Annotated in this window: 21 protein-coding genes and 1 riboswitch; of the genes, 6 read left to right on the forward strand and 15 right to left on the reverse strand. The window is 71.4% G+C overall.

Translation table 11 applies throughout. The annotated features are described in order from the left end of the window. Nucleotides 1-549: 549 nt before the first annotated feature. Genes ACZ7CF_RS19490 through ACZ7CF_RS19510 form a run of 5 tightly spaced genes read right to left on the reverse strand, consistent with a single transcriptional unit; the run spans nucleotide 550 to nucleotide 6,773 of the window. A complete protein-coding gene (locus ACZ7CF_RS19490; protein ID WP_458430387.1) occupies nucleotides 550-4,248 on the reverse strand; it encodes an ABC transporter ATP-binding protein in 3,699 nt (1,232 codons plus the stop codon). A 46-nt stretch (nucleotides 4,249-4,294) separates the two neighbouring features. After that, a complete protein-coding gene (locus ACZ7CF_RS19495; RefSeq protein ID WP_458430388.1) occupies nucleotides 4,295-5,167 on the reverse strand; it encodes an ABC-2 transporter permease in 873 nt (290 codons plus the stop codon). After that, the gene (locus ACZ7CF_RS19500) at nucleotides 5,167-6,126 is read right to left on the reverse strand and encodes an ABC transporter ATP-binding protein (RefSeq protein WP_360395224.1); all 960 of its coding nucleotides are present in this window, start codon (nucleotides 6,124-6,126) and stop codon (nucleotides 5,167-5,169) included. The genes ACZ7CF_RS19495 and ACZ7CF_RS19500 overlap by 1 nt, the downstream gene beginning before the upstream one ends. Before the next feature lie 21 nt (nucleotides 6,127-6,147). Next, the gene (locus tag ACZ7CF_RS19505; RefSeq protein ID WP_360395227.1) at nucleotides 6,148-6,591 is read right to left on the reverse strand and encodes a hypothetical protein; all 444 of its coding nucleotides are present in this window, start codon (nucleotides 6,589-6,591) and stop codon (nucleotides 6,148-6,150) included. After that, nucleotides 6,591-6,773 carry a hypothetical protein gene (locus ACZ7CF_RS19510; protein WP_360395230.1) on the reverse strand — a complete coding sequence of 61 codons (183 nt, stop codon included), beginning with the start codon at nucleotides 6,771-6,773 and terminating at the stop codon, nucleotides 6,591-6,593. The genes ACZ7CF_RS19505 and ACZ7CF_RS19510 overlap by 1 nt, the downstream gene beginning before the upstream one ends. 343 nt (nucleotides 6,774-7,116) lie before the next feature. Here ACZ7CF_RS19510 and ACZ7CF_RS19515 point away from each other — a divergent pair, with 343 nt between their 5' ends. Further along, nucleotides 7,117-8,568, forward strand: a complete 1,452-nt coding sequence (locus tag ACZ7CF_RS19515) for an MFS transporter (protein ID WP_470370186.1) — start codon at nucleotides 7,117-7,119, stop codon at nucleotides 8,566-8,568. Between the two features lie 9 nt (nucleotides 8,569-8,577). Further along, nucleotides 8,578-9,258, forward strand: coding sequence for a TetR/AcrR family transcriptional regulator C-terminal domain-containing protein (locus ACZ7CF_RS19520; protein WP_360395235.1), 681 nt, complete (start codon nucleotides 8,578-8,580; stop codon nucleotides 9,256-9,258). A gap of 79 nt (nucleotides 9,259-9,337) precedes the next feature. On the opposite strand, the gene ald is transcribed toward ACZ7CF_RS19520, so the two are convergent. After that, on the reverse strand, nucleotides 9,338-10,450 hold the full coding sequence (gene ald / locus ACZ7CF_RS19525; RefSeq protein WP_360395237.1) for an alanine dehydrogenase: 1,113 nt from the start codon (nucleotides 10,448-10,450) through the stop codon (nucleotides 9,338-9,340). A 221-nt stretch (nucleotides 10,451-10,671) separates the two neighbouring features. Next, nucleotides 10,672-10,764: riboswitch (glycine riboswitch) on the forward strand. A 61-nt stretch (nucleotides 10,765-10,825) separates the two neighbouring features. On the opposite strand from ald, the gene gcvH reads away from it, so the two are divergent. Next, nucleotides 10,826-11,206 carry a glycine cleavage system protein GcvH gene (gene gcvH / locus ACZ7CF_RS19530; RefSeq protein WP_360395239.1) on the forward strand — a complete coding sequence of 127 codons (381 nt, stop codon included), beginning with the start codon at nucleotides 10,826-10,828 and terminating at the stop codon, nucleotides 11,204-11,206. Between the two features lie 31 nt (nucleotides 11,207-11,237). Then, on the forward strand, nucleotides 11,238-12,602 hold the full coding sequence (locus ACZ7CF_RS19535) for an L-serine ammonia-lyase (protein WP_360395241.1): 1,365 nt from the start codon (nucleotides 11,238-11,240) through the stop codon (nucleotides 12,600-12,602). Between the two features lie 6 nt (nucleotides 12,603-12,608). On the opposite strand, the gene ACZ7CF_RS19540 is transcribed toward ACZ7CF_RS19535, so the two are convergent. The 6 genes from ACZ7CF_RS19540 to ACZ7CF_RS19565 all read right to left on the reverse strand — a co-directional run bounded on the left by ACZ7CF_RS19540 (nucleotide 12,609) and on the right by ACZ7CF_RS19565 (nucleotide 19,068). Continuing rightward, on the reverse strand, nucleotides 12,609-12,965 hold the full coding sequence (locus tag ACZ7CF_RS19540; protein WP_360395243.1) for a winged helix-turn-helix transcriptional regulator: 357 nt from the start codon (nucleotides 12,963-12,965) through the stop codon (nucleotides 12,609-12,611). A gap of 89 nt (nucleotides 12,966-13,054) precedes the next feature. Next, entirely contained in the window at nucleotides 13,055-14,638 is a 1,584-nt protein-coding gene (locus ACZ7CF_RS19545) for a TROVE domain-containing protein (protein ID WP_470370187.1), read from the reverse strand. Between the two features lie 328 nt (nucleotides 14,639-14,966). After that, nucleotides 14,967-15,614, reverse strand: a complete 648-nt coding sequence (locus ACZ7CF_RS19550) for a TVP38/TMEM64 family protein (RefSeq protein WP_470370188.1) — start codon at nucleotides 15,612-15,614, stop codon at nucleotides 14,967-14,969. 144 nt (nucleotides 15,615-15,758) lie between these two features. Further along, nucleotides 15,759-17,639 (reverse strand): ABC1 kinase family protein, encoded by a 1,881-nt coding sequence (locus tag ACZ7CF_RS19555; RefSeq protein WP_470370189.1) that lies wholly within the window; start codon nucleotides 17,637-17,639, stop codon nucleotides 15,759-15,761. Between the two features lie 88 nt (nucleotides 17,640-17,727). Beyond that, nucleotides 17,728-18,111: an SSI family serine proteinase inhibitor gene (locus ACZ7CF_RS19560; protein WP_360395251.1), complete on the reverse strand. Its 384-nt coding sequence runs from the start codon at nucleotides 18,109-18,111 to the stop codon at nucleotides 17,728-17,730. 87 nt (nucleotides 18,112-18,198) lie between these two features. Beyond that, nucleotides 18,199-19,068: an SGNH/GDSL hydrolase family protein gene (locus ACZ7CF_RS19565; protein ID WP_470370190.1), complete on the reverse strand. Its 870-nt coding sequence runs from the start codon at nucleotides 19,066-19,068 to the stop codon at nucleotides 18,199-18,201. An 87-nt stretch (nucleotides 19,069-19,155) separates the two neighbouring features. On the opposite strand from ACZ7CF_RS19565, the gene ACZ7CF_RS19570 reads away from it, so the two are divergent. Then, nucleotides 19,156-20,433: an MFS transporter gene (locus tag ACZ7CF_RS19570; RefSeq protein ID WP_458430396.1), complete on the forward strand. Its 1,278-nt coding sequence runs from the start codon at nucleotides 19,156-19,158 to the stop codon at nucleotides 20,431-20,433. On the opposite strand, the gene ACZ7CF_RS19575 is transcribed toward ACZ7CF_RS19570, so the two are convergent. After that, nucleotides 20,365-21,216, reverse strand: coding sequence for an NAD(+)/NADH kinase (locus ACZ7CF_RS19575; RefSeq protein ID WP_470370191.1), 852 nt, complete (start codon nucleotides 21,214-21,216; stop codon nucleotides 20,365-20,367). The two genes, ACZ7CF_RS19570 and ACZ7CF_RS19575, sit on opposite strands and share 69 nt — an antisense overlap. Further along, complete coding sequence (locus ACZ7CF_RS19580; protein WP_470370192.1) at nucleotides 21,213-22,160, reverse strand: SPFH domain-containing protein; 948 nt, start codon at nucleotides 22,158-22,160, stop codon at nucleotides 21,213-21,215. The genes ACZ7CF_RS19575 and ACZ7CF_RS19580 overlap by 4 nt, the downstream gene beginning before the upstream one ends. A gap of 49 nt (nucleotides 22,161-22,209) precedes the next feature. On the opposite strand from ACZ7CF_RS19580, the gene ACZ7CF_RS19585 reads away from it, so the two are divergent. Then, nucleotides 22,210-22,887, forward strand: coding sequence for an NUDIX hydrolase (locus ACZ7CF_RS19585; protein ID WP_470370193.1), 678 nt, complete (start codon nucleotides 22,210-22,212; stop codon nucleotides 22,885-22,887). Nucleotides 22,888-23,066: 179 nt separating this feature from the next. Here the strand turns inward: ACZ7CF_RS19585 and ACZ7CF_RS19590 are convergent, their stop codons facing one another. After that, nucleotides 23,067-24,074, reverse strand: a complete 1,008-nt coding sequence (locus tag ACZ7CF_RS19590) for a Gfo/Idh/MocA family protein (RefSeq protein ID WP_360395261.1) — start codon at nucleotides 24,072-24,074, stop codon at nucleotides 23,067-23,069. Nucleotides 24,075-24,244: the final 170 nt, after the last annotated feature.

Genomic DNA, 24,244 nt, shown 5'->3' on the forward strand with positions numbered 1-24,244 from the left:
GTGCCCAGCCCGCGTGCCGGCACAGCGGTCGACGTGGCCGACCGCTGTGCCGACGTGACAGAGAACGTGCCTGGCCCCTGGCGCCAAGACTGCGGGCGACGTGCCCATTCGCGGTGCGAAGGCGCAAGCGAGCGCCTTGCGCGATCACCCCTCCCGAGGTGACCGGCAGCGTGCTCGCCTGAACCCGGTGCCGCCCGCATCCGGCGCGCGCCTACCTCACCGCGGTGCGAGGCGCAGGTGAACGCTTTGCGTGACCACCCCTCCCGAGGTGACCGGCAGCGTGCTCGCCTCAACCCGGTGCCGCCCGCATCCGGCGCGCGCCTACCTCACCGCGGTGCGAGGCGCAGGTGAACGCTTTGCGTGACCACCCCTCCCGAGGTGACCGGCAGCGTGTCCGGCTCAACCCGGTGCCGACCGCAAACGGCACGCGCCCGCCTACCGCGGTGCGAAGGCGCGGGCGAGTGCCTGCGCGGCCGACCTCGCGGGCGAGCGGCAGCGTGTACGCGTTGGCCGCCCCAAGCGGTGGGCGGCGGGAGCAGGGGCGAGGGGTCAGGGGGTTGAGGTGCCGTGGCGCCAGAGGCGGGCGTAGGCGCCGTTGGCGGCCAGGAGGGTGTCGTGTGTGCCGACTTCGGCGACGCGGCCTGCTTCCAGCACCACGATGCGGTCCGCGCGGGCCGCGGTGGCCAGGCGGTGGGCGACCACGAAGGTCGTGCGGGAGCCGGCCAGGTGGTCGCTGGCCGCGAGGACCGCGGACTCGGTGGCCGGGTCCAGGGCTGCGGTTGCCTCGTCCAGGAGCAGGAGGTCGGGGTGCACGAGCTCGGCGCGGGCGAGGGCGACCAGTTGGCGTTGGCCGGCGGACAGGCGGTTGCCGCGTTCGCCGACGGGCTGGTGGAAGCCCGAGGGGAGGGTGGCGACCATCGGCAGGGCGCCGACCGAGGTCACGGCCTGCTCGATCTCGTCGTGGGTGGCGGTCGGGCGGCCGTAGGCCACGTTCTCCGCCACGTCGCCGCCGAACAGGTGGGCTTCCTGCGGGACGACGCCGAGGCGTTGGCGGTAGGCCTGGAGGTCGTAGGTGCGGATGTCGACGCCATCGACCAGGACGGTGCCCGCGGTGGCGTCGTAGAAGCGGGCCACCAGCTTGACGAGGGTCGACTTGCCGGCGCCGGTCTCGCCGACCAGTGCCACGGTCTCGCCGGGGCGGACGTGCAGGGAGACGTCGGCGAGGGCCGGCTGGTCGGTGCCGGGGTAGGCGAAGGAGACGCCGCGCAGCTCCACCTCGCCGCGCAGGTGCGCCGGGACCGGCACCGGGGACGCCGGTGGGGAGACGGTGGTCGGGGTGCGCAGCAGGTCGCCGATGCGGCGCAGGCCCACGCGGGCCTGCTGGTAGCCGTCGAAGACACCGGACAGCTGCTGCAACGGGCTGAAGAACATGCCGAGGTACAGCAGGAACGCCAGCAGCACGCCGGGGCTGAGGCTGCCCGTGGCGACGCGGTGGGCGCCGGCGGCGAGGGCGATGGCCTGGGCCACGCCGGACAGCATGGCGACGAACGGGAAGTACGTCGCGATGTACCGCTGCGCGCGCAGGCGGGTGCGGCGGTAGGCGTCGCTGCGTTCGGCGAAGGCCTCCGCGGAACGGCGTTCGCGGGTGTAGGCCTGGGCGACGCGCAGGCCGGAGACGTTCTCCTGCAGGTCGGCGTTGACGGCGCTCACGCGTTCGCGGGCCTCCGCGTAGGCCGCCGAGGACAGGCGCTGGAAGACGATCGTCGCGACCACCAGCAGCGGCAGCACGGCCAGCGCGATCAGGGCCAGCGACGGGTCGGTCACCACCAGGGCGACGGTCACGCCGACGACGGTCAGCAGGCTGATCACGGCGGTGACCAGGCCGGTCTGCAGGAACGTCGACAGGGCGTCCACGTCCGTCGTCATCCTGGTCATGATCCGGCCGGCCATCTCGCGCTCGTAGTAGTCGAGCCCGAGCCGCTGCAGGTGGGCGTAGCTGCGGACGCGCAGCAGGTACAGCAGCCGCTCGCCGAGCCGGGCGGCGAGCACGGTGCTGCCGGCCGTCGTCAGCCAGCCGGCCACTACGAGCCCCACGCCCAGTGCGACCGCGAGCCACAGCGACGACGTCTCGCCGCCCACCACACCGCCGTCCACGCCGAGCCGGACCAGCGCGGGCAGACCCATGCCGACCAGCGCGTCCAGGACCACCAGCGCGCCCACGCCGAACAACGCCCACCGCACCGGCCGCACCAGGCGGGCCAGCCGGAAGCCGGGGTCGGGTGTGGTCGGGTCCTCGGTCAGCACCGGCTCCTCCGTCGCGGGCGGCAACGCGCGCACCTGTGCCAGCAGCTCCGGCGTCGGCGGGCCACCGGCCAGCGCGGACGCGGCGCCCCCGCCACCACCGCGGCGACCGGACAGCGCGGCGGCACCGGAGCCACCGGCCGGCCGGGCGTCCTCGACCAGGCGCTGGTCGAGCTCCTCCTGCGACACCTCCGGCCACAGGTCACCGGTGGGTGCCGGGGCCGCCGACTCGATCGCCTCGCCGGGACCGGCCAGCAGGTCGCGGTACAGCGCGCACCGCTCGGTCAGCTCCTCGTGCGTGCCCACGTCGACCACCCGGCCCGCGTCCAGCACGGCGATCCGGTCGGCCAGCGAGAGCGTGGAACGGCGGTGCGCCACCAGCAACGTCGTGCGGGAGGCCGTGACCGACGCCAGCGTCGCGTGGATCGCGGCCTCGGTCGCGTTGTCCACCGCCGACGTCGCGTCGTCCAGCACCAGGATCCGCGGGTCCGACAGCAGCGCCCGCGCCAGCGCCACCCGCTGGCGCTGACCACCGGACAACGTCAGCCCGCGTTCGCCGACCACCGTGTCGTACCCGTCCGGCAGCGCCTGGATGAAGTCGTGCGCCTCCGCGGCCTTCGCCGCCCGCTCGACCTCCTCGCGCGAGGCGTCGGGACTGCCGTAGGCGATGTTCGAGAACACGCTGGAGGAGAACAGGAAGGCCTCCTCGAACACCACGCCCACCGCGCCGCGCAACGACTCCAGCCGCAACGTCCGCACGTCCGCGCCGCCCACCGCGACCGCACCCGAGTGCACGTCGTAGAACCGGGGCAGCAGCAGCGACACCGTCGACTTGCCCGACCCGGCGGTGCCGACCAGCGCCAGCGTCTCGCCCGGCTCCACCGAGATCGAGAAGTCCGTCAGCACCGGCTCGCTGCGCGTGTAGCCGAACGTGACGCCCGAGAACGACACCCCGAGTGGACCCGGCGGCACCTCGTCGGGCCCGTCGGTGACGTCCGGCTGCGAGTCGATCAGCTCGTAGACCCGCTCCACGCCGGCCCGCGCGAGCTGCGCGGACACCACCAGGCTCGACAGCAGCCTGGTCGGTCCGACCAGGTTCGCCACGTACGCCGAGAACGCCAGGAACGTGCCCAGCGTGACCTGCCCGTGCAACGCGAGCCAGCCGCCCAGCCCGAGCACGCCGACCTGCCCCAGCAGCGGCAGCGCCGTGACGGTCGCCAGTGGCCGCGACGACAGCTTCGCGGCCCGCATCCGCTCGGCGAACAGCCACCGCGCGTGCTTCTCCAGCCGGGCGACCTCGCGCGCCTCCTGGCCGAAGCCCTTCACGACGCGCACGCCGGTGACGGTCTCCTCGACGTGCTGCGCGAGGTCGGCTGCGCGCTGCTGGGCCGACCAGGTGGCCGGGAACAGCGTGAGCCGGGTCCGCCCGGCCAGCCACGCCACCAGCGGCAGCACGACCAGCGCGACGATCGTGAGCGGCACCGACAGGTAGAGCATCGCGGCGAGCGCGGCCAGCGCGAACACGACGGTGCCCACCGCCAGCGGCACCATCATCAGCAGCGACTGCACCAGCTGCAGGTCGGTGATCGACCGGGACACGATCTGCCCGGTGCGCAGCTCGTCCTGCTTCGCGCCGTCCAGCCGCTGCACCGAGGAGAACACCGACCGCCGCAGGTCGTGCTGCACGTCGAGCGCCAGCCGTCCGCCGACGTAGCGCCGCACGAAGGCCGACGCGAACGTCAGCACCTCCAGCACGACCAGGGCGACGACCAGCATCACCAACCGGTCCGTGCGCCCCGCCGTCGAGTCGTCGACCGCGACCTTGAGCAGCAACGGCCCGGCCGCCTGCAGACCCACACCGAGGACGGCGGCGACCACCGACAGCACCACCAGCCGCGGGTGCTGCCAACACGCCGCCACCAGTCGGCGGACCCAGCCCTGTTTCACACGGATGAGGCTACGGACCGGGTCTGACAATCGTGATAACCGCAGGTCAGGTGATGTCCTTGGACTGGGTCGCCGCCCAGCCGCCCGCGAAGACCACGCCGGCCCACGCCACGAACACCAGTCCCGACCACCACCAGTCGAGCGCGCCGGACGCACCCGCGATGGCGCGCAGCACGTCCTCGATCTCCGGCGGCACGACACCGGCCGTGGACAGGAAGAGGTCGACCGCGACCGACCCGGTCAACCCGTTGATCGACCCGTTCGGCAGGAACCCGATCACCGACGGCACCTCGAGGTAGGCGAGCACGAAGTGCAGCACGTTCTCGATCACCAGGAAGTACAGGATCAGGATCACGACCGAGCCCGCGACGTTCGGGATCAACGCCCCGACGCCGACGCCGAACATCGTCATCAGGATCGACGACAGCACGCAGACCAGCGTGAGCATCGCCCAGCCACCCGCGTCCGGCAGCTGCCCGGAGTTCGAGGTGAGCACCACGCCCAGCGCGATGAAGGCCATGATCGCGAGGCCGTAGATCGCGCCCCACAGGACGTAGACCAGCATCTTGGCCAGCATCGCCTGCATCCGCGACGGCGCGGTCAGGAACGTCGTGGTGATCGTCCGCCGCTGGATCTCACCGGACACGGCCAGCGCACCGAAGATCAACGGGAAGATCGTCGACACGTTGATCGCCCGCGCGATGCCGAAGAGCGAGATCTTCCACTGGTCCGGCGTCACGCCGAGGAAGTCCGACACCTCGTCCACGTCCGACGACGACGCGAGGTCGACGAAGAACTGCCCGAGCAGACCGGTCGCGAGCCCCCAGCCCAGCGCCAGCACGGCGGTCGGGATCAGCAGCCCCCACCACAGCCCGGTCGTGGTCGTCTTGCGGAGCTCCGCCTGTACGAGGTTGCCCATCAGGCCCAACCACCCTGTTGCTGTTGCTGCTGCTGGTACGGCGCCGGCGCGTACCCGGCGTACTGGCCACTGGTGAGCTGGAAGAACAGCTGTTCGAGGTCGACCTGCTCCTCCTGGATGCCGTAGATCGACACGTTCGCCTGCAACGCCGTGTCCGCCACGTACTTGGCGTCCACACCGGACACCGCGAGCCGCCCGTCCGGCAGCTGCTCGACGTGCACGCCGGCCGTGCGCAGGGCGGTCGCCAGCGAGTTGACGTCCGACGGCTGCACGAGGACGCGCTTGCGCTGCGACTGCCGCAGCTGGTCCAGCGGGCCGTAGAACATCGTCTGCCCGCGCGAGATGATCACCACCTGGTCGACGGTCTGCTCGACCTCCGCCAGCAGGTGGCTGGAGATCAGCACCGTGCGCCCCATGCGCGCGTAGGACTGCAGGAACGTCCGCAGCCACGCGATGCCCTCGGGGTCCAGGCCGTTCGCGGGTTCGTCGAGCACGAGCACCTGCGGGTCGCCGAGCAGCGCGGTGGCCAGCGCCAGCCGCTGCTTCATGCCCAGCGAGAACCCGCCGACGTTGCGGTCCGCCGCGGACGCGAGGCCGACGAGTCCGAGGACCTGGTCGGCCTGCGCGTCCGGCACGCCGATCGCCGCCGCGTACACGCGCAGGTGGTTGCGGGCCGTGCGCGCCGGGTGGAAGCCCTGCGCCTCCAGCACCGCGCCCACCACGCGGCCGGGCTGGCCGAGCTGGTGGAACGGCCTGCCGTTGATCGTCGCGATGCCACTGGTCGGCTTCACCAGTCCCAGCAACATGCGCAGGGTCGTCGTCTTCCCCGCGCCGTTCGGGCCGAGGAAGCCCGTCACGCTGCCGGGTGACACGGTGAAGCTCAGGTTCTGCACCGCGGCGACCGAACCGAACTGCTTGGTCAGGTTCTGCACCGCGATGAGGCCGCTGCCGTCATGCATGCGGCCCATCCTGCCTGATGGTCAGTCGGGCAACGCGTGCTTTGGCCGCGACACGACCGGCGCGCGGTGCACCACCTGCGGTGCGTCGGTCAAGATCGGCAGCTCGGGCGTGGGCTCGGCGGGGGTCCGCGGGGGCACTTCGGCGATCGCACCGGATCGGGTGAACGGGTTGCGCAGCGGCCCGCGGCGTTCCCGGTGCGGCAGCCCCTCTCCGATCAGGTGCCGGTGTGCCGTGTTCCAGACCTGGCACGGCCAGCGCCGCCTCCACCGCAGCCGGCTCGGGCACGTCCGGCACCGGCCGTCCTCGTCGGGCTGGTGCAGCGTGAGCAGCAACCGCCAGCCGTCCGCCAGGCGGTGGATCTCGGTGCGGGCCAACGGGACCAGCGCCTCGGCCGCGCCCTGCTCGGCCACCTCCTCCAGCAGCGCCAACCGGTGCAGCACCGCGTCGCGCAGGACCTCGTCCATCACATCTTCGCCGAGGCCTGGTCGAGCAGGGAGCCGAGCCGGCGCGTCTGGGTGGCGGACATCACAGCGGCCTCGCCCGGTGGTGCGACCAGCAGAACCCGGTCGTTCTCCACCAGAACGGTCATCGACCTGTCTCGACCGAACGGGTCGTGGCAGTGGATCCAGCCCTGTGGTTCAGCCATGGAATCTCCCTTCGAGGGACACCCGACTCCTGCTTCATCGGCCGTCGGCCCTGCTCGGCGCACCGGCAGCGGGGGATTTCACTCGTTTGCCGGATGAGCGGGACACGGGCGGTGGTCTGGTCGAGGCAACTTTTGGGTCGCGTTTCGGCGGGGGTGCTGGGCGCCACCGCCGAAGAGCCGCTATATTTGGTCCCGGCGGCCCCGCTCCCAGTGACCCCCAGGCTGGTTGAGCGCGGCCGCCCTTTATTTTTCCCACTTCTTCCCTCTTGTTCAGAAAAACCCCCTTGCGCCCTGCAGTCTCGTACGCTGTAAGTTGATCGTACACCGTAAGGGGGAGGTTTTCATGAGTGCGACCACGACAGAAACCGTCGGCGTGCAGCCACATCCGCAGCGCTGGGCCGTGCTCGGCGTGCTCTGCCTGTCCGTGATGGTCGTGGTGCTGGACAACACCGTGCTGAACGTGGCGATCCCGTCCATCTCCACCGGTCTGGGCGCGAGCACCGCCGACATCCAGTGGATGATCAACGCCTACTCGCTGGCGCTGGCGGGCCTGCTGCTCACGACCGGCTCGCTGAGCGACCGGTTCGGCCGCAAGCGGGCGTTGCTGGGAGGGCTGGCGCTGTTCGGCGCGGGCAGTGCCGTGGCGGCCTGCGCGGACTCGTCCGAGGCGCTGATCGCGGCGCGGGGGTTCATGGGCGTCGGGGCGGCGTTGCTGATGCCCGGCACGCTGGCCGTGCTGATGCAGCTGTTCGACGAGGAGGAACGCCCGAAGGCCATCGGCATCTGGGCCGCGGTCACCAGCCTCGGCTTCGCGGCCGGTCCGGTGATCGGCGGCGCGCTGATCAAGCACTTCTGGTGGGGCTCGGTGTTCCTGATCAACGTGCCGGTGGCGCTGCTCGCGATCGCGGCGGTGGCGTTCCTGGTGCCGGAGTCGAAGGACCCGGCCGTGCGCAGGCCGGACGTGCTCGGCTCGGTCCTGTCGATCATCGGCATGGTCTCGCTCGTGTACGCGGTGATCTCGGTGCCGGAGAACGGGTTCGGCTCGCCGCAGTTCGGCGTGCCGCTCGCACTGGGGCTGGTCGCGATGGCCGTGTTCGCGTGGTGGGAGCGGCGCACCACCGACCCGATGCTCGACCTCGGGTTCTTCGCCGACCGCCGGTTCACCGGTGCCGTGGCGTCGGGCGTGCTGGCGGCGTTCGGCATGGCCGGCTCGCTCTTCCTGCTGACGCAACACCTCCAGGGCGTGCTCGGCTACAGCCCGCTGGAGGCGGGCCTGCGCGTCGCGCCGATGGCGATCGCGTTGCTCGTCACCAGCAACACCCTCGGTCAGCTCGTGCTGAAACTGGGTGCCGCCAAGGCGATGCTGCTCGGCATGACGGTCGTCGCGGGCGGCGTGGTGCTGCTCTCGATCGGCACCACCTACCCGCCGACGCTGGCCGGGCTGGTGCTGATCGGCGTCGGTGTCGGTGTGGCCCAACCGGTTGCCGTCAACGCACTGATGGGCGCGATCCCGCCGGAACGCGCCGGCATCGCCTCCGGCCTGTCGTCCACGCTGACCGAGCTGGGCTCGTCGTTCGGCATCGCGATCCTCGGCGCGCTGCTGTCCGCGCGGTTCGTCGCCGCGCTGCCCGACGGAGTGCCGGGACGGTCGCTGTCGGAGGCGCTGCACAGCGGCGCGGACCTGACCGTGGTGCGCGAGGCGTTCTCGTCGGGCATGAGCGTCAGCCTGGTGGCCGGCGCCGTGTCCGTGTTCCTGGGAGGTGTTGTGGCGAGCGTGCTGCTGCGGCGTGCCTAGTATCGAGCCGTGGACAGCGTGTGGTTCGGCAAACCCAGGCCGGCGAGCGGCCAGCACCTCGGCCTGAGCCGGGAGGCCATCGTCCGCAAGGCGATGGAGGTGCTGGACGAGCACGGCCTGGCGAAGCTGTCCATGCGCAAGCTCGCCGCCGAGCTGGGCGCGGCCCCGATGTCGCTGTACTGGCACGTGCCCACCAAGGACGCGCTCATCGAGCTGTGCCTCGACGAGATCTACGGCGAGTTCCCGCGCCCGGCCCCCGGCGCCGCGTGGGAACCTGCGCTGCGCGAGATGATGCACGCGTTCCGCCGCCTCGCGCTCGCACACCCGTGGTGGGTGCGCGGCATCGGCGAGTTCACCACCATCGGTCCCAACGCCGTCGCCATGGCCGACGCGATGCTCGAACCCATGCGGGCGGCCGGCCTGACGATGGTCCAGGCGTCGCAGGCGATGTCGGCGGTGTCGAGCTTCGTCGTCGGGTACACGACGGCGGAGGCGAACTTCCGCAGCCGCGGCGGCCACGACGAACCGCCACCGGACCTCGGCCGGATCGCGGACCTGTACCGGGAGAAGCACCCCCGCTACGTCGAGATGCTGGACCAGCAGGAGCTGTGGTCGCTGGAGGGGCAGTTCGAGTTCGGGCTGGACTGCGTGATCGACGGGGTCAAGGCGCGGGTGGCCGCGCTGCGGTGACCGCGAGGAGGCGCGCCCGTGAAAGGCGAAACCCCCGCAGCGTGCTCCGCGTGCGGGGGCTCCTCCATCCGACTGGCTCTCAGACCACGGACTCCAGCGGCGTGTGCACCAGGCCGGTCGCCTCGGCCACCGGGCCGTTGGTCAGCTGACCGGCGTGCGCGTTGAGGCCCAGGGCGAGCGAACGGTCGTCCTTCAGCGCCTTCTCCCAGCCCTTGCCGGCCAGCGCGACCGCGTAGGGCAGCGTCACGTTGGTGAGCGCGTAGGTGGAGGTGCGGGGGACGGCGCCGGGCATGTTGGCGACGCAGTAGAACACCGAGTTGTGGACCTCGTAGGTCGGCTCGGCGTGCGTGGTGGCGCGCGAGTCCTCGAAGCAGCCGCCCTGGTCGATGGCGATGTCGACGAGCACCGAACCCGGCTTCATCTCCGCGACCAGCGCGTTCGAGACGAGCTTCGGGGCCGCGGCACCCGGCACCAGGACGGCGCCGATGACCAGGTCGGCCTCGCGGACGGCCTGCTCGATCGCGAACGAGTTGGACGCGAGCGTGCGCAGGCGGCCCTGGAACTGGGCGTCGATCTGGCGCAGGCGGTCGACGTTGGTGTCGAGGATCTGCACGTCGGCGCCCATGCCGACGGCGATGGTGGCGGCGTTGACACCGGCCACACCGCCGCCGATCACGACAACGCGGGCAGGGGCGACACCGGGGACGCCGCCGGGCAGCACGCCGCGGCCACCGGAGGGCTTCATCAGGCTGAACGCGCCCACCTGCGGGGCGAGGCGGCCCGCGACCTCGGACATCGGGGCGAGCAGCGGCAGCGAGCGGTTCGGCAGCTGCACCGTCTCGTAGGCGATGGCCGTGGTGCCGGAGGCCAGCAGGGCCTCGGTCAGCGGCTTGTCGGCGGCGAGGTGCAGGTAGGTGAAGAGGGTCTGGCCGGAGCGCAGGCGGGGGTACTCCTCCGCGATCGGCTCCTTGACCTTGAGGACCAGGTCGCCCTCGGCCCAGACGTCGTCGGCGGTCGGGAGGACCTTCGCACCCGCGGCGAGGTACTCCTCGTCGGTGATCGCGGAGCCCAGACCGGCGCCCTGCTCGACGTACACGTCGTGGCCCCGGCTGGTCAGCTCGTGGGCCCCGGCCGGCGTGAGGGCGACGCGGTACTCGTGGTTCTTGATCTCGCGAGGAACGGCGATCCGCACGATGACTCCTCCGTTTCGGCTGGCTGCTATCTCACAATGTGGGGCAGCCGGGAGGTCATGTCACTGTGCGGGTTGCACTGTTCGGGACCAGGCCGGTTGTGCTGCTGGGACAAAGCGACCTGCGCCACGCCTGTACCGGTCCCGCGTTGACACCCGGTGGCGGGCCCACATAGCGTTCCCACCGGAACTGAATAACGGCCGCGGTGCCCCTGACGGGCACCAGAACCCGGGTGGGAGAGACCTCGACGAGCTGGTCGGGGCGCCGAAGGGGCAAGCTCCCGCACACTCTCAGGCAGCAAGACCACTCGGGGTAGGCAACTCTGCACGGCGGAGGGGGCGCACGTTTCCTGCCCGTCATCTGCCAGAGGAGTCGCCGTGGAGTTCCCCGAGAACCTGCTCTACACCGCCGAACACGAGTGGGTCGACTGGACGCCGGGCACCCAGGACCCGTTGACCTGCGGGATCACCGAGTACGCCGCGGACGCGCTGGGTGACATCGTCTTCGTCCAGCTCCCCGAGGTCGGGGCCGAGGTCGTCTCCAACCAGGTCTGCGGCGAGCTGGAGTCCACCAAGTCCGTCAGCGACCTGTTCTCCCCGGTCACCGGCGAGGTCCTCGAGGTCAACACCGCCGTCGTCGACGACCCGGCGATCATCAACACCGACCCGTACGGCGCCGGCTGGCTGTTCAAGGTGCGCGTGGACTCCGCGGAGGACCTGCTCACCGCGGCCAAGTACGCCGAGCTCACCTCGGACTGACCCGCTCGCACCCACCACGAAGGACTGATCAGTGGCGATCAGCGTTTTCGACCTGTTCTCCGTCGGCATCGGGCCGTCCAGCTCGCACACCGTCGGCCCGATGCGCGCCGCCGCCATGTTCGTCGAGAAGCTCGGCGCCCGCGCGTCCGAAGTGGACCGCGTGCACGTCGAGCTGTTCGGCTCGCTCGGCGCCACCGGGCACGGCCACGGCAGCCCCAAGGCCGTGTTCCTCGGCCTGGAGGGCAACCTCCCGGAGGAGGTGGACCCCGCGGCCGCCGCCCACCGCGTCGAGGAGATCGTCGCGAGTGGACGGCTGCGGCTCGGCGGCACGCACGAGATCGGCTTCGCGCACGACCGCGACCTCGTCATGCACCGCCGCAAGTCGCTCCCGTTGCACCCCAACGGCATGAGCTTCGAGGCGTTCCGCGGTGACGAGCCGGTCGAGCACGCCGTCTACTACTCGATCGGCGGCGGCTTCGTCGTCGACGAGAACGCGTCCGGCAGCGACCGCATCAAACCCGACTCGACCCCGCTGCCGCACCCGTTCCTGACCGGCGACGAGCTGCTCGCGCGCTGCCGAGAGACCGGCCTGTCGATCAGCGAGATCATGATGGCCAACGAGCTGTCGTGGCGCTCGGAGGAGGAGGTGCGGGCCGGGCTCCTGCACATCTGGCACGTGATGCAGGAGTGCGTCGAACGCGGCTGCACCGAGCAGGGCATCCTGCCCGGCGGTCTCAAGGTCCGCCGCCGCGCCGCCGAGATGCGCAAACGGCTGGAGGGCGAGCACTTCGTCACCGACCCGCTGCGCGTCATGGACTGGGTCACGCTCTTCGCGCTGGCCGTCAACGAGGAGAACGCGGCCGGCGGCCGGGTCGTCACCGCACCGACGAACGGCGCGGCCGGCATCGTGCCCGCGGTCCTGCACTACTACACCAGGTTCGTGCCCGGTGCGAACGACGACGGCGTGGTGAGGTTCCTGCTCACCGCAGGCGCCATCGGCGTGCTGTTCAAGGAGAACGCCTCGATCTCCGGCGCCGAGGTCGGCTGCCAGGGCGAGGTCGGCTCCGCGTGCTCGATGGCCGCCGGTGGTCTCGCCGAGGTCCTCGGCGGCACCCCGGAGCAGGTCGAGAACGCCGCCGAGATCGCCATGGAGCACAACCTCGGCCTCACGTGCGACCCGATCGGCGGCCTGGTGCAGATCCCGTGCATCGAACGCAACGCCGTCGCGTCCGTCAAGGCGATCACCGCGGTGCGCATGGCGTTGCGCGGCGACGGCTCGCACTTCGTGTCGCTGGACAAGGTCATCAAGACCATGCGGGACACCGGCAAGGACATGTCGGTGAAGTACAAGGAGACGGCGCGCGGCGGTCTCGCCGTCAACGTCATCGAGTGCTGAGGCCGGTCAGGGCCTGGCGTCGTACCGGCGCTGGGCCTCGATCACGTCCGGCATCCGCGACTCCAGCAGCACGATCAACGCCATCAGCTTCTCCGCCGTCTCGCGCCCGAGCGGCGTGAGGCTGTAGTCGACCCGCGGCGGGTTCGTCGGCTGCGCGTCGCGGTGCACGAGCCCGTCGCGCTCCAGCGCGTGCAACGTCTGGGACAGCATCTTCTCGCTGACGCCGTCGACCCGGCGGCGCAGCTCGTTGAACCGCAGCGACCCGTCGACCAGCGCGCTCAGCGTCAGGCTGCCCCACCGGCCGGTGACGTGCTCCAGCGTGGGACGTGACGGGCACGCCTTCGCGAACACGGTGAACTCCATGTCCGCGAGGGTACCCCATTGCACTTACGAAAAGTTAGTGCTCGCTCGGACGGCAGGCCCGCACACAGCGCGTGTGCGGGCCTGCCTGCTCAGAACGGCCAGTCGGCGTCGCGCCCCGCCTCGATCAGCGGAACCGCGCGGAACGTCGCGTCCGTCAGGCCGCCGAACTCGTGCCGGTTCCCCGTGCCCGACGCGAACGCCCCCTGCCGGTACCCGCCCAGGTTGAACCCGTAGACCGGCACGTGCCGCGGCACGACGTCGTCGACCCCGGCACCGCCCGGCCCGGCGACCGTCTGCATGTCCGAGATGATGAACACCCGGTCGTGCCCTCGGTACGAGCTCTTCAGCGCACCGATGACGTCGGTGCCGTGCCCGACCTCACCGACCCTGCCCAGGAACCGGTCGACCTCGCTGATGACCGACGCCCCTCGCCGCAGCTCGTGGCGGAACACGCCGGTCGCGAACCCGTGGACGTCGACCTGCTCGCCCTTGGCCCCGAGCGCCACGCCGAACACGGCCGCGGCCTTGGCCGGCGTGACCTTCGAACGCGCCGAGTAGCCCGTGCAGGTCATCGACCCCGAGGTGTCGATCAGCACGAGCGACCGGCCCGGCAGCGCCGGCAGGTTGCCCAGCGACGCCTGCAGCGCCCGGTCGAGCGCGTGGCCCCAGCGCAGGCTCGGCGCCGCCTCGTACGCCGAGAGGAAGCGGAACGGGAACTGCCGCGACCGCGCCACCTGGCCGGGGTCGGCCAGCCGGGCCGCGACCTGCGCCGCGACCTCGTCCGACACGCCCGCCTCGTCAAAATTCCTGAGGTTGCGGATCGCGGCCATGAAACCCATCGACGGTGCCAGTGCCTCCCACACCTGCGCCGTCATCGGACCCTGCAACCACCCGGCCACCGACTCCCACGTCATCCCGGCCCGCCGCAGCACGTCCGCCGCGTCCGGTCGCCCGAACAACGCCCGGCGCTGCTCGACCGGCCACGCCATCAGCTCCCGCCGTGCCGCGACGGTCCGCAGCGACTCGGGAACGGTGACGTCCGGGTCGCGGCGGCGGTCGAGCACGTACTGGAACAGGTCGCCCTGCCAGGCCGCGCTCGGCGACGGGTGCACGAGGTTCAGCACGTCGGCCACGCGGAAGCCGCGCGCCTCGCTGTCCCACTTGAGCACCGACCGCTCGTCGTAGAGCCGCCGCACCGCGTCCGCGATGCCGCGCTTGACGGGCTTCGGCACGGCCCGGCCGTGGACCGCGGTCCAGTAGGCCAGCAGCTCGCCCGGCTCGTCCGCGCGCTGCAGCACCGACGCCACGACCGCGCGGTTCGTCACGCCCGCGTCGGCACCGGCCTCGAGCCGCGCCTTCACGAACTCGGCGGCGCCGACCAGTGCCGCGGTCCGCATGTTCGCCTCGCCGCGCAGCCACGCCAGCATCCGCGCCGTCCACTCGGGATCCTGCAACGCCGCCGTGCGCACCAACTGCGCGTAGCGCTCGTCGCGGGTGCCGCCGCTCTCGTAGAACGTCTGCTCGCCGCCCATGTTCGACACGGCCAGCAGGAACAGCTCGCCCAGCGCGGTGCGCTCGTAGCCGGCGCCGCCCTCGTGGGTGCGGCCGGACCGCTTCGACCCGATGGGGCTCTTCCCGAACGGACGCGCCTTCAGGACGTTGAACTTCGACATGGCTCTTCCCCCTCGGGAGGCGAGACGGGGGAGCGCACAGCGGACAGGAATCCGGCTGACGGGATTCAAACCCGCGACCGCCCCATTTGCGGTGAAAGGTTTCGCACCGGGTGCACGTACAGACAACCACGCCACGCCACCGAATTGTTCTCAGGAACTCGGTGGCGTGGCAGAAGGGTGGCCCGAGGTCAAGGCGCAGAAGGTGACTGCCCACCGGGGTGGGCGAAGAGCCGGACTGGCCGGCCTTCAGGAGTCGAACCTGAGATACCGAAGTAACCCTCTGCTGCGCACCGGGCCTGACTACAGGAAACCACACCGCGCAAGCGGTTTACGGTGTTTTCACGAGACGCCGCAGGAGGTAGAACAACCCGGCGGTGGCCAGGAAACCGAATGCGCTGATCATGACGATCTGCTCGACGGTGTCCGCCCGTGACCCGGCAAAGACGTAGGCCGCGCAGATCGGGACGGTTCCCAGCAGGGTGGACGTCATGAAGGTTCCGAACGACACCCGCGACACCCCGGCCGACACGGACACCGTCTCCGCCATCATCGGGATTCCGCGTGCGACCCCGAAGAACCAGGGCCCGAACTGCCGTCCCCACCGCCGCATCTCCCGCAGCTCCTCGATGGTCACGACGCGCCGCACCAGCCACGGGCGTGCGAAGCGGCCCAGTGCGTAGCCCGCCGCGGAGGAGCCCAGGGAGCCCACGACCGCGAGCACCAGGCCGAACGGCAGGCCCAACGCGGTTCCGGCGAGGACGATGAGCGGAGTGGACGGCACGGGCAGGAGGACGTCGACGACGAGCAGGGCGAAGATCACGGCCGCGGCCCACACGGGGTCGATGCCGCGCACCCAGGTGACGACCCCCTCGAAGTCGATCAGGTTCAGCGCCTCGAACACGATCCAGCTCAGCAGCACGAAGCCGAGCACGACGAACGGTATCCACTTCCACCGCACGCCCGTCTCACAACTCATCGGGTGATGGTCGCCCACCGCGGTGCGCCGGACAATCCGCCAGTGGCGCGGGTTCAGCGACTGGAACCCGAACGTGTGTCGTCTCGACGCACCGGGTGCCGCTCCGGTGCTCAGCGCTCACGCCGTGGCTGGTGCACAAAGGACCTAGGCGCGGCGCGGGCGGAACACGGCCACGACGACGCGCAGGCCCAGCAGCACCGAGATGATCAGCAGGTTGTAGCCGAGCACCTGGTGCAGGCCCAGGTCCGGCACGACCTGCGGGCCGCCGTCGGCGCCGAGCAGCAGCACGGCCATCACGCCCGCGGTCGCGCCGAGGACGGTCAGCATCACCTGGTGCAGCAGGCCGGTCACGTAGGCGCGGTCGCGTTCGTCGGCGAACAGGCGCATCGACATGCTCAGGCGGCCCTGTTCCACGGCGCCGGTGATGCGGTCGACGCGCCGCGGCAGCCTGCGCAGCACGGGCAGGACGGCCTGCAGCTCCTCGGTGAGGGTGCGCTGGACCGACTCGGGGGTGAGGCGTTCGGAGATCTGCTCGGCGGCGAACGCGCGTGACTCCACGACGATGTCGAAACCTGGGGAGAGCACGCCGAGGGTGCCCTCCAGGGTCGCCAGGGCGCGGAACACGGCCGCGACCTCCGGCGGGATGCTCAGGCCGAAGCGGGACACGATCAGGAACAGGTCGCCGAACATCTCCACGTCCGGGCGCATGCCGGCGCCGAGGTGGCGGGCCATGAACTGGCCGAGCGAGCGTTCCAGGCGCTGTTCGTCGATGTCCTCGGGGCGGGAGGTCAGCTCCAGCACCGCGTCGGTGAGGCCGGCCGGGTCACCGCGGTCAATGGCGAGCAGCAGCCGTTGCAACGCCGAGCGCAGCGCCGAGTCGATGCGGCCGACCGAGCCGAAGTCGAGCAGGCCCAGGCGGCCGTCGGCGAGCAGCAGGACGTTGCCGGGGTGCGGGTCCGCGTGGAAGACGCCGTCGAGCACGACCTGGCGCAGCACGAACCGCAGCAACGTGCGCGCGAGGCCCTCGTCCGCCGCGGCACGGCGGACCGGCACGCCGTCGAGGCGGTCCATCACCAGCACGCGCTCGGTCGACAGGTGCACGTGCGGCAGGCCGACGGAGGCGTCCGCGACGGCGGAGACGGCCGCGATGTTGCGCGCCTCCACCCGGAAGTCCAGCTCCTCGCGCAACGCCGCCGCGAACCCGTTCGCGAGGTCCCGCACGCCCAGCGCCGCACCCCACCGCGTGCGCTGCAACGTCTCGGCCAGCCGGCCCACGATGTCCAGGTCGCCCTCGGCGACCGCCCGCACGTCCGGGCGCTGCACCTTCACCACGACCTCGGCACCGGTCCTCAGCACCGCCCGGTGCACCTGCGCGATGGACGCCGCCGCCAGCGGTTCGGGATCGACCGAGGTGAACGCGTCCACGCCCACCTCGGCGTCGAGCACCGCGCGCACCGACTCCCAGGACGCGGCGGACACCTCGTCCTGCAGCAGGCTGAGCTCGGCGACGAAGTCGGCGGGCAGCAGGTCGGAGCGGGTCGACAGCACCTGGCCGAGCTTCACGAACGTCACCCCGGCGTCCTGCAGCGCGAGCCGCAGCGACCGGGCGAGGCCGGTGGCGGTGCGTTCCCGGCCGCGCAGGTAGGGGCCGAGGCCGTGGCGGAACGCGATGGCGGTGATGCGCGAGTACCGGCGGGTGCGGGCGATCCGGCGGCGGAGCAGGCCCCACCACTCGGTGACCGGCGGGATCGAGCCGGTCGGCACCAGCACCTCGGCGAGCGCCAGCAGCCCGATCACGACGAGCAGCGACAGTCCGAGCTGGACGCTCACCAGCGCGGGCGAGGGCTCCGCGGTGGTGGTGCCGAAGAGGCCGGAGGCGATCGACATGGCCAGCAGGCACATGAGCGCGGTGCGGACCAGGCCGACGCGCAGGCCGAGGATGCGGCGCGCGGCCAGCGCCATTCCCAGCACCAGCAGCAGGAAGGTGGCCGGGAAGCCGACCGCGTAGACCAGGAAGTCCCCCATGGCCGCAGCCTAGGCGGAGCGAGCTGAACGCCACCGGTGCTCCAGCACGACGGCGGTGCGCTGGAACACCGGTGGCGCGGTCAGGGGGTCAGAAGTCGAAGACCTTGCCGGTGTGGGCGCGCACGGCGCACGGGTTCGAGTACACCTGCTGGAAGTCGATCCTCTTGCCGCGCCACTTGCCGCGCAGCATCGCCTTCGTCGGGTTCAGCTCCATCGTGCACATCGCGCCGGTGTCCTCCAGCCTGCGGAAGTCGCCGTCGACCGGCGTGAGCTGGTCGCACGCCTGCTGGGCGTGCTTGTGCAGCCCGCCGGCGGGGTCGCACTGCAGCTGCGTGGTGCTGAGGGCGCCCATCTCCGGCTGCACCGTCAGCACCAGGCCGGATGCGGGGAGGAAGGGCGCTGCCTGTGCGGTCGCGGGAACCAGGGGAACGGCGAGCGCGAGGCAGGCGAGCAGAAGTCGGGTCCTTGCCATGCCACCACCATGGCGTGGCGAGGACCCGGAACTCCATTCAACTCAGCGGTAACACCGGATCGTGTAAACCGCCCTCACGGCGTGCAACTAGACGCCCGCGAGCTCCGTCCCGGCGAGCGCGCCGGCGACCTGGTCACCGACCGCCGCCATGCCCTTGGCGTTCGGGTGAACGGGGAACGCGATGCTCGTCGGGATGATGCCCTCGACCCACTTGTCCCACGGAGCGGCGCACGTGTCGCGGCCCGCGCTGATGTCGTAGGGGTTCACGAACGTGGCACCGGCGGCCTGGGCCTGCGCGCCGAGCATGGCGTTGAGCTGCTGCTGCACGCCGTCGAGGTACGGCACGTCGCCGCGCGAGATCGGCACGACCGGCCAGCAGCCGCCGGAGGACGGCAGGATGCGCAGGTAGCCGACCACGACGACCTTCGCGGCGGGCGAGCGCTGCTTGATCCCGGCGAGCACGGCGGCCACCTCGGGGGCGGTCGCGGCGACGCGCTGGGCGAGCTGGTCGCCGTAGGTCGCCTTGCAGGGCGCGCCGTTCGGGTCGAGCACGCTCTTCGCGGCGCACGTGAGGATGATGTCGGAGAAGCCGATGTCGTTGCCGCCGATGGACACCGTGACGAGGTCGGTGGTGGCCTTGAGCGCGGAGAACTGCGGCACGGACTGGCCGGGGACGCCGGACTGCACGCCCAGCATGTCCTTGGTCTGCGCGCCACCGCAGGAGATGTCGGTGAAGCTCGCGACGTTCAGCCGCCGGGCCAGCACCGACGGATAGTTCTGCGTGGACTTGAAGCAGCTGAGCGGGTCGAGCCGTTGCAGCGGGATGAACGGTCCGGAGACGAACGAGTCGCCCAGCGAGACGTACTCGCGGTACTGCGGCGCGGCGGAGGCCGCGGGCGCCAGGAACGCGGCGACCAGGGCGGTGAGCACGGAGACAACAGTCACTCGGCGCGTCATTGCTACCTCGTTACTGAACAGTAGGAACGTAGGACGAAGGGTGACCGGGCCATTGCGCACTGTCAATCCCTCCACCAGGCTGGAACGATGACGGGGGTACGCAGGGCAGCGTTCGCATCGGCGGTCGGCAACACGATCGAGCTGTACGACTTCCTCTTGTACGGCACGGCTTCCGCGCTCGTGTTCGACAAGATCTTCTTCCCGCAGTTCGACCCGCGCATCGGCGTGCTGCTCGCCTTCGCCACGTTCGGCGCGGGCTTCCTCGCCCGGCCGCTGGGCGGCGCGGTGATCGGGCACCTCGGTGACCGCGTCGGGCGACGCTCGATGCTCGTGGTCACCCTCTCGGTGACAGGACTGTCGACGGCGTTGATCGGGCTGTTGCCGACCTACGCGCAGGTGGGCATTCTCGCGCCGTTGCTGCTCGTGCTGCTGCGGCTCGTGCAGGGCTTCTTCATGGGCGGTGAACAGGGCGGCGCGTCGCTGATGGCGGTCGAACACGCGCCGCCGGGCCGGTGGGGCTGGTACGGCAGCTGGGTGTTCATCGGGTCGCCTGCGGGTGTGCTGCTGGCGAACCTCGCGATGTACGCGTCGTCGAAGGCGTCCGGGACGGCGTTCCTGGAGTGGGGCTGGCGGTTGCCGTTCCTGTTCTCGGTCGTGCTGGTCGGGATCGGCCTGTACATCCGGCTGCGGGTGGCGGAGAGCCCGCGGTTCGAGCGCGCGGAGAAGTCGCGGCTGCCGATCGCCGAGGTGCTGCGGACGCGGTGGCGGGTCGTGCTGCTGGGCGCGGGCGTCAACCTGGGCTTCACGATCTTCATCTACCTGCTGAGCGTGTTCATGATCGGCTACGGCCGCACGGCGCTGAAGATCACGGCGGACGACCTGCTGGTGGCGACCGTGATCGGGTCGCTCGCGCAGGTGGTCGCGGTGCCGGCGTTCGCGCTGCTGTCGGACCGGATCGGCCGGCTGCCGGTGATGTTCGGCGGCGCGGTCTTCCAGGCCGCGTTCGCGTTCCCGCTGTTCTGGCTCACGGACGCGGGCTGGTTCACCTTCGCGATGGTGCTCGGGTTCATCGGCTCGGCGGCGTTGTTCGGCCCGTCCGCCGCCTACTTCGCCGAGCTGTTCCACACCCGCGTGCGCTACAGCGGTGTGGCGTTGAGCTTCCAGCTCGGTGCCGTGCTGGGCGGTGGTCTCGCACCGCTGGTCGCGCAGTCGTTGCTGCGCACCGGGACCTGGGCGATCTCGCTCTACCTGGTCGCCGGCGCGGTGCTGTCCGGGGTGTGCCTGCTGGTGATCGGCTCAGCGCACGAGGCGGAGCCGGCGGGCGGCGAGACCGACGGAAAGCCGCTGGCCCCAGCCGAGGCGTAGCGCGTCGCTCTCGATGCCGTCGCCGAACGCCACCAGCCCGTCGGACTCGACGTCGACGTGCAGCGGCCCGTCGGTGATCTCGCCCTCGGTGTGCTCGACACCGGTGCCCGGCGACGGCCACGCCTCGCGCACGAACCACACGAGCCTGCGTTCGGTGGGGGTGGGGAGGGTGAGGGTGCTCCCGCGTTCGCGGTGGGCGGAGGAGCACCAGCCCGTGGCGCCGGTGCCGCTGCCGACGAGGATGCCCGACGAGGCCTGACGTTCGCCGTGCACGCGGTAGCGGCTGGTCTGGTGGCCCGGGTGGCCGACGTAGACCTCGTTGAGCGCCAACAGGACCTGGCCGTCGTCCGACCGCGCCTCGACCATCGTGCGGTCCTCGGTGTTCCCGGTGCCGCGCAGGAGCTCCGCGGCGTCCTTCGGGGCGTGCGTGGCGAGCACGCCCCTGTCGGGGTTGATGCCGATCACGGGCTGGCCGTCGAGGTACTTCGCGACGTTCGCGACCAGCCCGTCCTGCCCGACGATGACGACTACGTCCTCGGGCGCGAACAGGAACCGCGACAGGTCTTCCCTCTCGACCACGCCGCGGCGCCAGTCCAGCGGGATCGCGGCGCCGACCTCTCCCAGCGCCCGCCGGGTCTGCTGGTCACGATCCACCACCTCGTCCAGGGTTCGGTTGCGGGACTTCAGGAAGAACTCGACCTGGCCCCGTGTGCCGTGTCGTGCCAGCAACTCTGTCAGCTCGGTGCGCCGGTGCACCACCACAATTCGGGGAGCGAGGCTCATCGCGCGAGCCGCTGCAGGATCGGCTGGACCAGGTCGGGGGTGAGGGTGATGCTGCCGATCTCGGGCAGGTTGCCGGCCAACTCCTTGGCGGCCAACGCGAACAGCGTCTCCTGCGGCACGTCGCGGTAGGCCTCCAGCCGCGCCTTCTCGCCGGCGGCCTCCGCCTCGGCGAGCTTGCGGATGCCCTCGGCCTTGACGTCGTCGGCGATCCGGGCGGCCCGCGCGTTGTCCTCCGCCTTCTTCAGCGCGTTGGCACCGCGCTGCACGACGAGCAGCTCCTCCCGCTTCGCGAGCTCGATCTGGTTCTGCAGCTCGTTCTCGCTGATCGCGCGCTCGCGCTCGACGGCCACCGCACGGCGCTGGTAGGTCGCCTTGTCCGCCTCCTGCTGCACCTGCTCGCGCACGGTGGTCTGCAGCGCCTTCTCCATGTCCGCGTCCGGCCGGATCGCCACGACGCGCACGTCGATGACCTCCAGGCCGATGTGGGCGGCGGTCAGGTTGGCGGCCACGGCCTGCTTGACGCGCTCCACGCCGGTGCGGATCGCGGTCTGCAGGTCGAGCGTGCCGAGGATCTTCAGCGCGTGCTGCTGGGTGCTCTCGGTGAGCGTGTTCGCGATCTGGCTCAACGGGTCCTGCCGCCAGGTGCCGGTGTCCGGGTCGATCGAGAAGTCGATGCGCGCGGTCGCCGTCTCCGGGTCGGTGCAGCGGTACGTGACGGTCAGCTGCACGGTCACGTCCTGGTAGTCCTGCGTGCGGGCGTGGAAGAGCATCGGCAGCTCGCGGTCGTCGACCGGGACCTCGCTCAGCACGGCGGTCCTGGGCCGGAACCAGAAGCTCAGCCCGGTGCCGTCGTGGACCAGCTCGCCGTTGCGGACGTGTCTGATGTGGACCGTCGGGGTGCCGCGCAGGTGGCGGAGTCCGGGGTAGCGGCTGATGTCGGCCATGGGTTCGTCTCCTTGTCGTCAATCTGACGATAACCCTATACTCGCTGTCGTGTACACGCCAAGTGATTTCCCTCCCTTCGCCGTCACGGTCGACCTGGTGGTGCTGACCGTGCGGTCGGACGCGCTGTGCGCCCTGCTGGTGCGGCGGGGAGAGGCACCGTTCCGGGGGCGGTGGGCGTTGCCGGGCGGGTTCGTGCGCGTGGCCGAGTCGGTGGACGCGGCGGCCGCGCGGGAGCTGCGGGAGGAGACCGGGGTGTCCGGGCTGCACCTGGAGCAGCTCGCGACCTACGGGGAACCCCGGCGGGACCCGCGGATGCGGGTGGTGTCCGTCGCCTACCTGGCCCTCGCACCGGACCTGCCGGTGCCCGTCGCGGGGACGGACGCCGCCGCCGCGTCCTGGGTGCCGGTGGCGGAGGTGTCGTCGCTGGCGTTCGACCACGCGCGGATCTTGGGCGACGGGGTGGAGCGGGCGCGGGCCAAGCTGGAGTACACGCCGCTGGGGACCGCGTTCTGCCCGGCCGAGTTCACGGTCGCCGAGCTGCGGCGGGTGTACGAGATCGTGTGGGGGGTGACGTTGGACCCGCGGAACTTCCACCGGAAGGTGACCGGGGTCCAGGGGATGCTGGAGGCGACGGGGGAGAGCACCGGGCGGGACGGGGGGAGGCCTGCGGCGTTGTTCCGGCGTGGGGTGGCGGAGGTGTTGTACCCGCCGTTGGTGCGGGGGTGAGGCCACGGGGTGAGCGCAGGCCTTCGGCCGGGAGGGACGGCCGGGCCTTCGGTCCTCGACATCGAGAACATCTGAGTCTGTGACCCCCGACATCGGGACAGCCGGACCTTCGCCCTCGATGCCGGGACTACCCACCGGCCTCCCTCCGGGAAGGACGGCTCGGGCCTTCGGCCCGCGGGTCAGAGGCGGACCGAGGTGCCCGTCGCCGCCGACTGCTTCGCAGCCTCGATGACCTCCAGGCCCGTCACGGCGTCGAGCGGCGACACAGGAGCGGTGCCGGCTGCGACGGCCGCGTAGAAGTCCTGGTACGCGCCGGGTTCCGTGCGGTGCGGGGTGCCGCCGAGCGTGCCCCACGCGGACTCCGGTTCCTCGCCCCAGCCGGGGCCGCCGGGGGTCTCGCCCGCCTTCAGGCGGTCCTCCTGGGGGTCCATGCCGTGCTTCACGTACGCGGCGTCGTGGCCGAGGACGCGGAAGCGCGGGCCGAGGTCCGCGGCGAGTGCGCTCATCCAGAGGTGCGAGTGGACGCCGCCCTCGTGGGTCAGTGCGAGGAACACGTCGTCGTCGGTGCGGGCGCCGGGGCGGACGGTCGCGATCTCCGCGTGGACCGAGGACGGGCGGCCGAACAGGGCCACGGACTGGTCGATCAGGTGGGTGCCCAGGTCGAAGAGGATGGAGCCGAGGTCGGCGGGGTCGCCGGACTCCTTCCAGGACGACTTGACCTCCGGGCGGTAGCGCTCGAAGCGCGACTCGAAGCGGTGCACCTTGCCGAGGGCGTCGGTGGCCAGCAGGGACTGGACGGTGCGGAAGTCGCCGTCCCAGCGGCGGTTGTGGAACGGGACCAGCAGCAGGCCGCGGGCCGCCGCGATGGAGGCCAGGGCGCGGGCCTCTGCCGCCGAGGCGGCGAAGGGCTTGTCGACGACCACGTTCAGGCCGTGGTCGAGGACCTGGCGGGCGTGGGTCGCGTGGAAGCGGTTCGGGGTGGTGATGACGACCAGGTCGAAGCCGCCGGACCACACCTCGTCGAGGGAGGACAGCACGCGGGTGGAGGGGTAGCGGGAGCGCACCTCGGACTGGCGGCGGGGGTTGGCGGTGACCACGGCCGAGAGCTCGAGACCGGGGGTCGTCGAGATGAACGGGGCGTGGAAGGCGGCCCCACCGAGTCCGTAGCCGACCAGAGCTGTGCGCATGTGATCAGAGTAAGCGGTCCCACCTGGTGGACGGGGTGTCCCTGCGGCTGTTCGGCCCCCTACGGTTTGCAACCATGACCGTGCTGCTCGTGAGCCGACGCCACGTGGACTACGTGCGCGTCACCAGCATGGCCTGTCGCAGCTCCCGTTGATCCCGACCCCCGTCAACA

This window comes from Lentzea sp. NPDC036955 (genome assembly GCF_055608005.1).

Bases quoted from the DNA above. Each gene is read 5' to 3' on its own strand.
- ACZ7CF_RS19565 (WP_470370190.1), bottom strand. From the start codon at position 19,068: ATGACGCGCCGAGTGACTGTTGTCTCCGTGCTCACCGCCCTGGTCGCC.
- ACZ7CF_RS19575 (WP_470370191.1), bottom strand. From the start codon at position 21,216: ATGAGCCTCGCTCCCCGAATTGTGGTGGTGCACCGGCGCACCGAGCTG.
- ACZ7CF_RS19570 (WP_458430396.1), top strand. From the start codon at position 19,156: ATGACGGGGGTACGCAGGGCAGCGTTCGCATCGGCGGTCGGCAACACG.
- ACZ7CF_RS19580 (WP_470370192.1), bottom strand. From the start codon at position 22,160: ATGGCCGACATCAGCCGCTACCCCGGACTCCGCCACCTGCGCGGCACC.
- ACZ7CF_RS19510 (WP_360395230.1), bottom strand. From the start codon at position 6,773: ATGGCTGAACCACAGGGCTGGATCCACTGCCACGACCCGTTCGGTCGA.
- ACZ7CF_RS19500 (WP_360395224.1), bottom strand. From the start codon at position 6,126: ATGCATGACGGCAGCGGCCTCATCGCGGTGCAGAACCTGACCAAGCAG.
- ACZ7CF_RS19545 (WP_470370187.1), bottom strand. From the start codon at position 14,638: ATGTCGAAGTTCAACGTCCTGAAGGCGCGTCCGTTCGGGAAGAGCCCC.
- ACZ7CF_RS19505 (WP_360395227.1), bottom strand. From the start codon at position 6,591: ATGGACGAGGTCCTGCGCGACGCGGTGCTGCACCGGTTGGCGCTGCTG.
- ACZ7CF_RS19540 (WP_360395243.1), bottom strand. From the start codon at position 12,965: ATGGAGTTCACCGTGTTCGCGAAGGCGTGCCCGTCACGTCCCACGCTG.
- ACZ7CF_RS19590 (WP_360395261.1), bottom strand. From the start codon at position 24,074: ATGCGCACAGCTCTGGTCGGCTACGGACTCGGTGGGGCCGCCTTCCAC.
- ACZ7CF_RS19560 (WP_360395251.1), bottom strand. From the start codon at position 18,111: ATGGCAAGGACCCGACTTCTGCTCGCCTGCCTCGCGCTCGCCGTTCCC.
- ACZ7CF_RS19550 (WP_470370188.1), bottom strand. From the start codon at position 15,614: ATGAGTTGTGAGACGGGCGTGCGGTGGAAGTGGATACCGTTCGTCGTG.
- ACZ7CF_RS19515 (WP_470370186.1), top strand. From the start codon at position 7,117: ATGAGTGCGACCACGACAGAAACCGTCGGCGTGCAGCCACATCCGCAG.
- ACZ7CF_RS19495 (WP_458430388.1), bottom strand. From the start codon at position 5,167: ATGGGCAACCTCGTACAGGCGGAGCTCCGCAAGACGACCACGACCGGG.
- ACZ7CF_RS19555 (WP_470370189.1), bottom strand. From the start codon at position 17,639: ATGGGGGACTTCCTGGTCTACGCGGTCGGCTTCCCGGCCACCTTCCTG.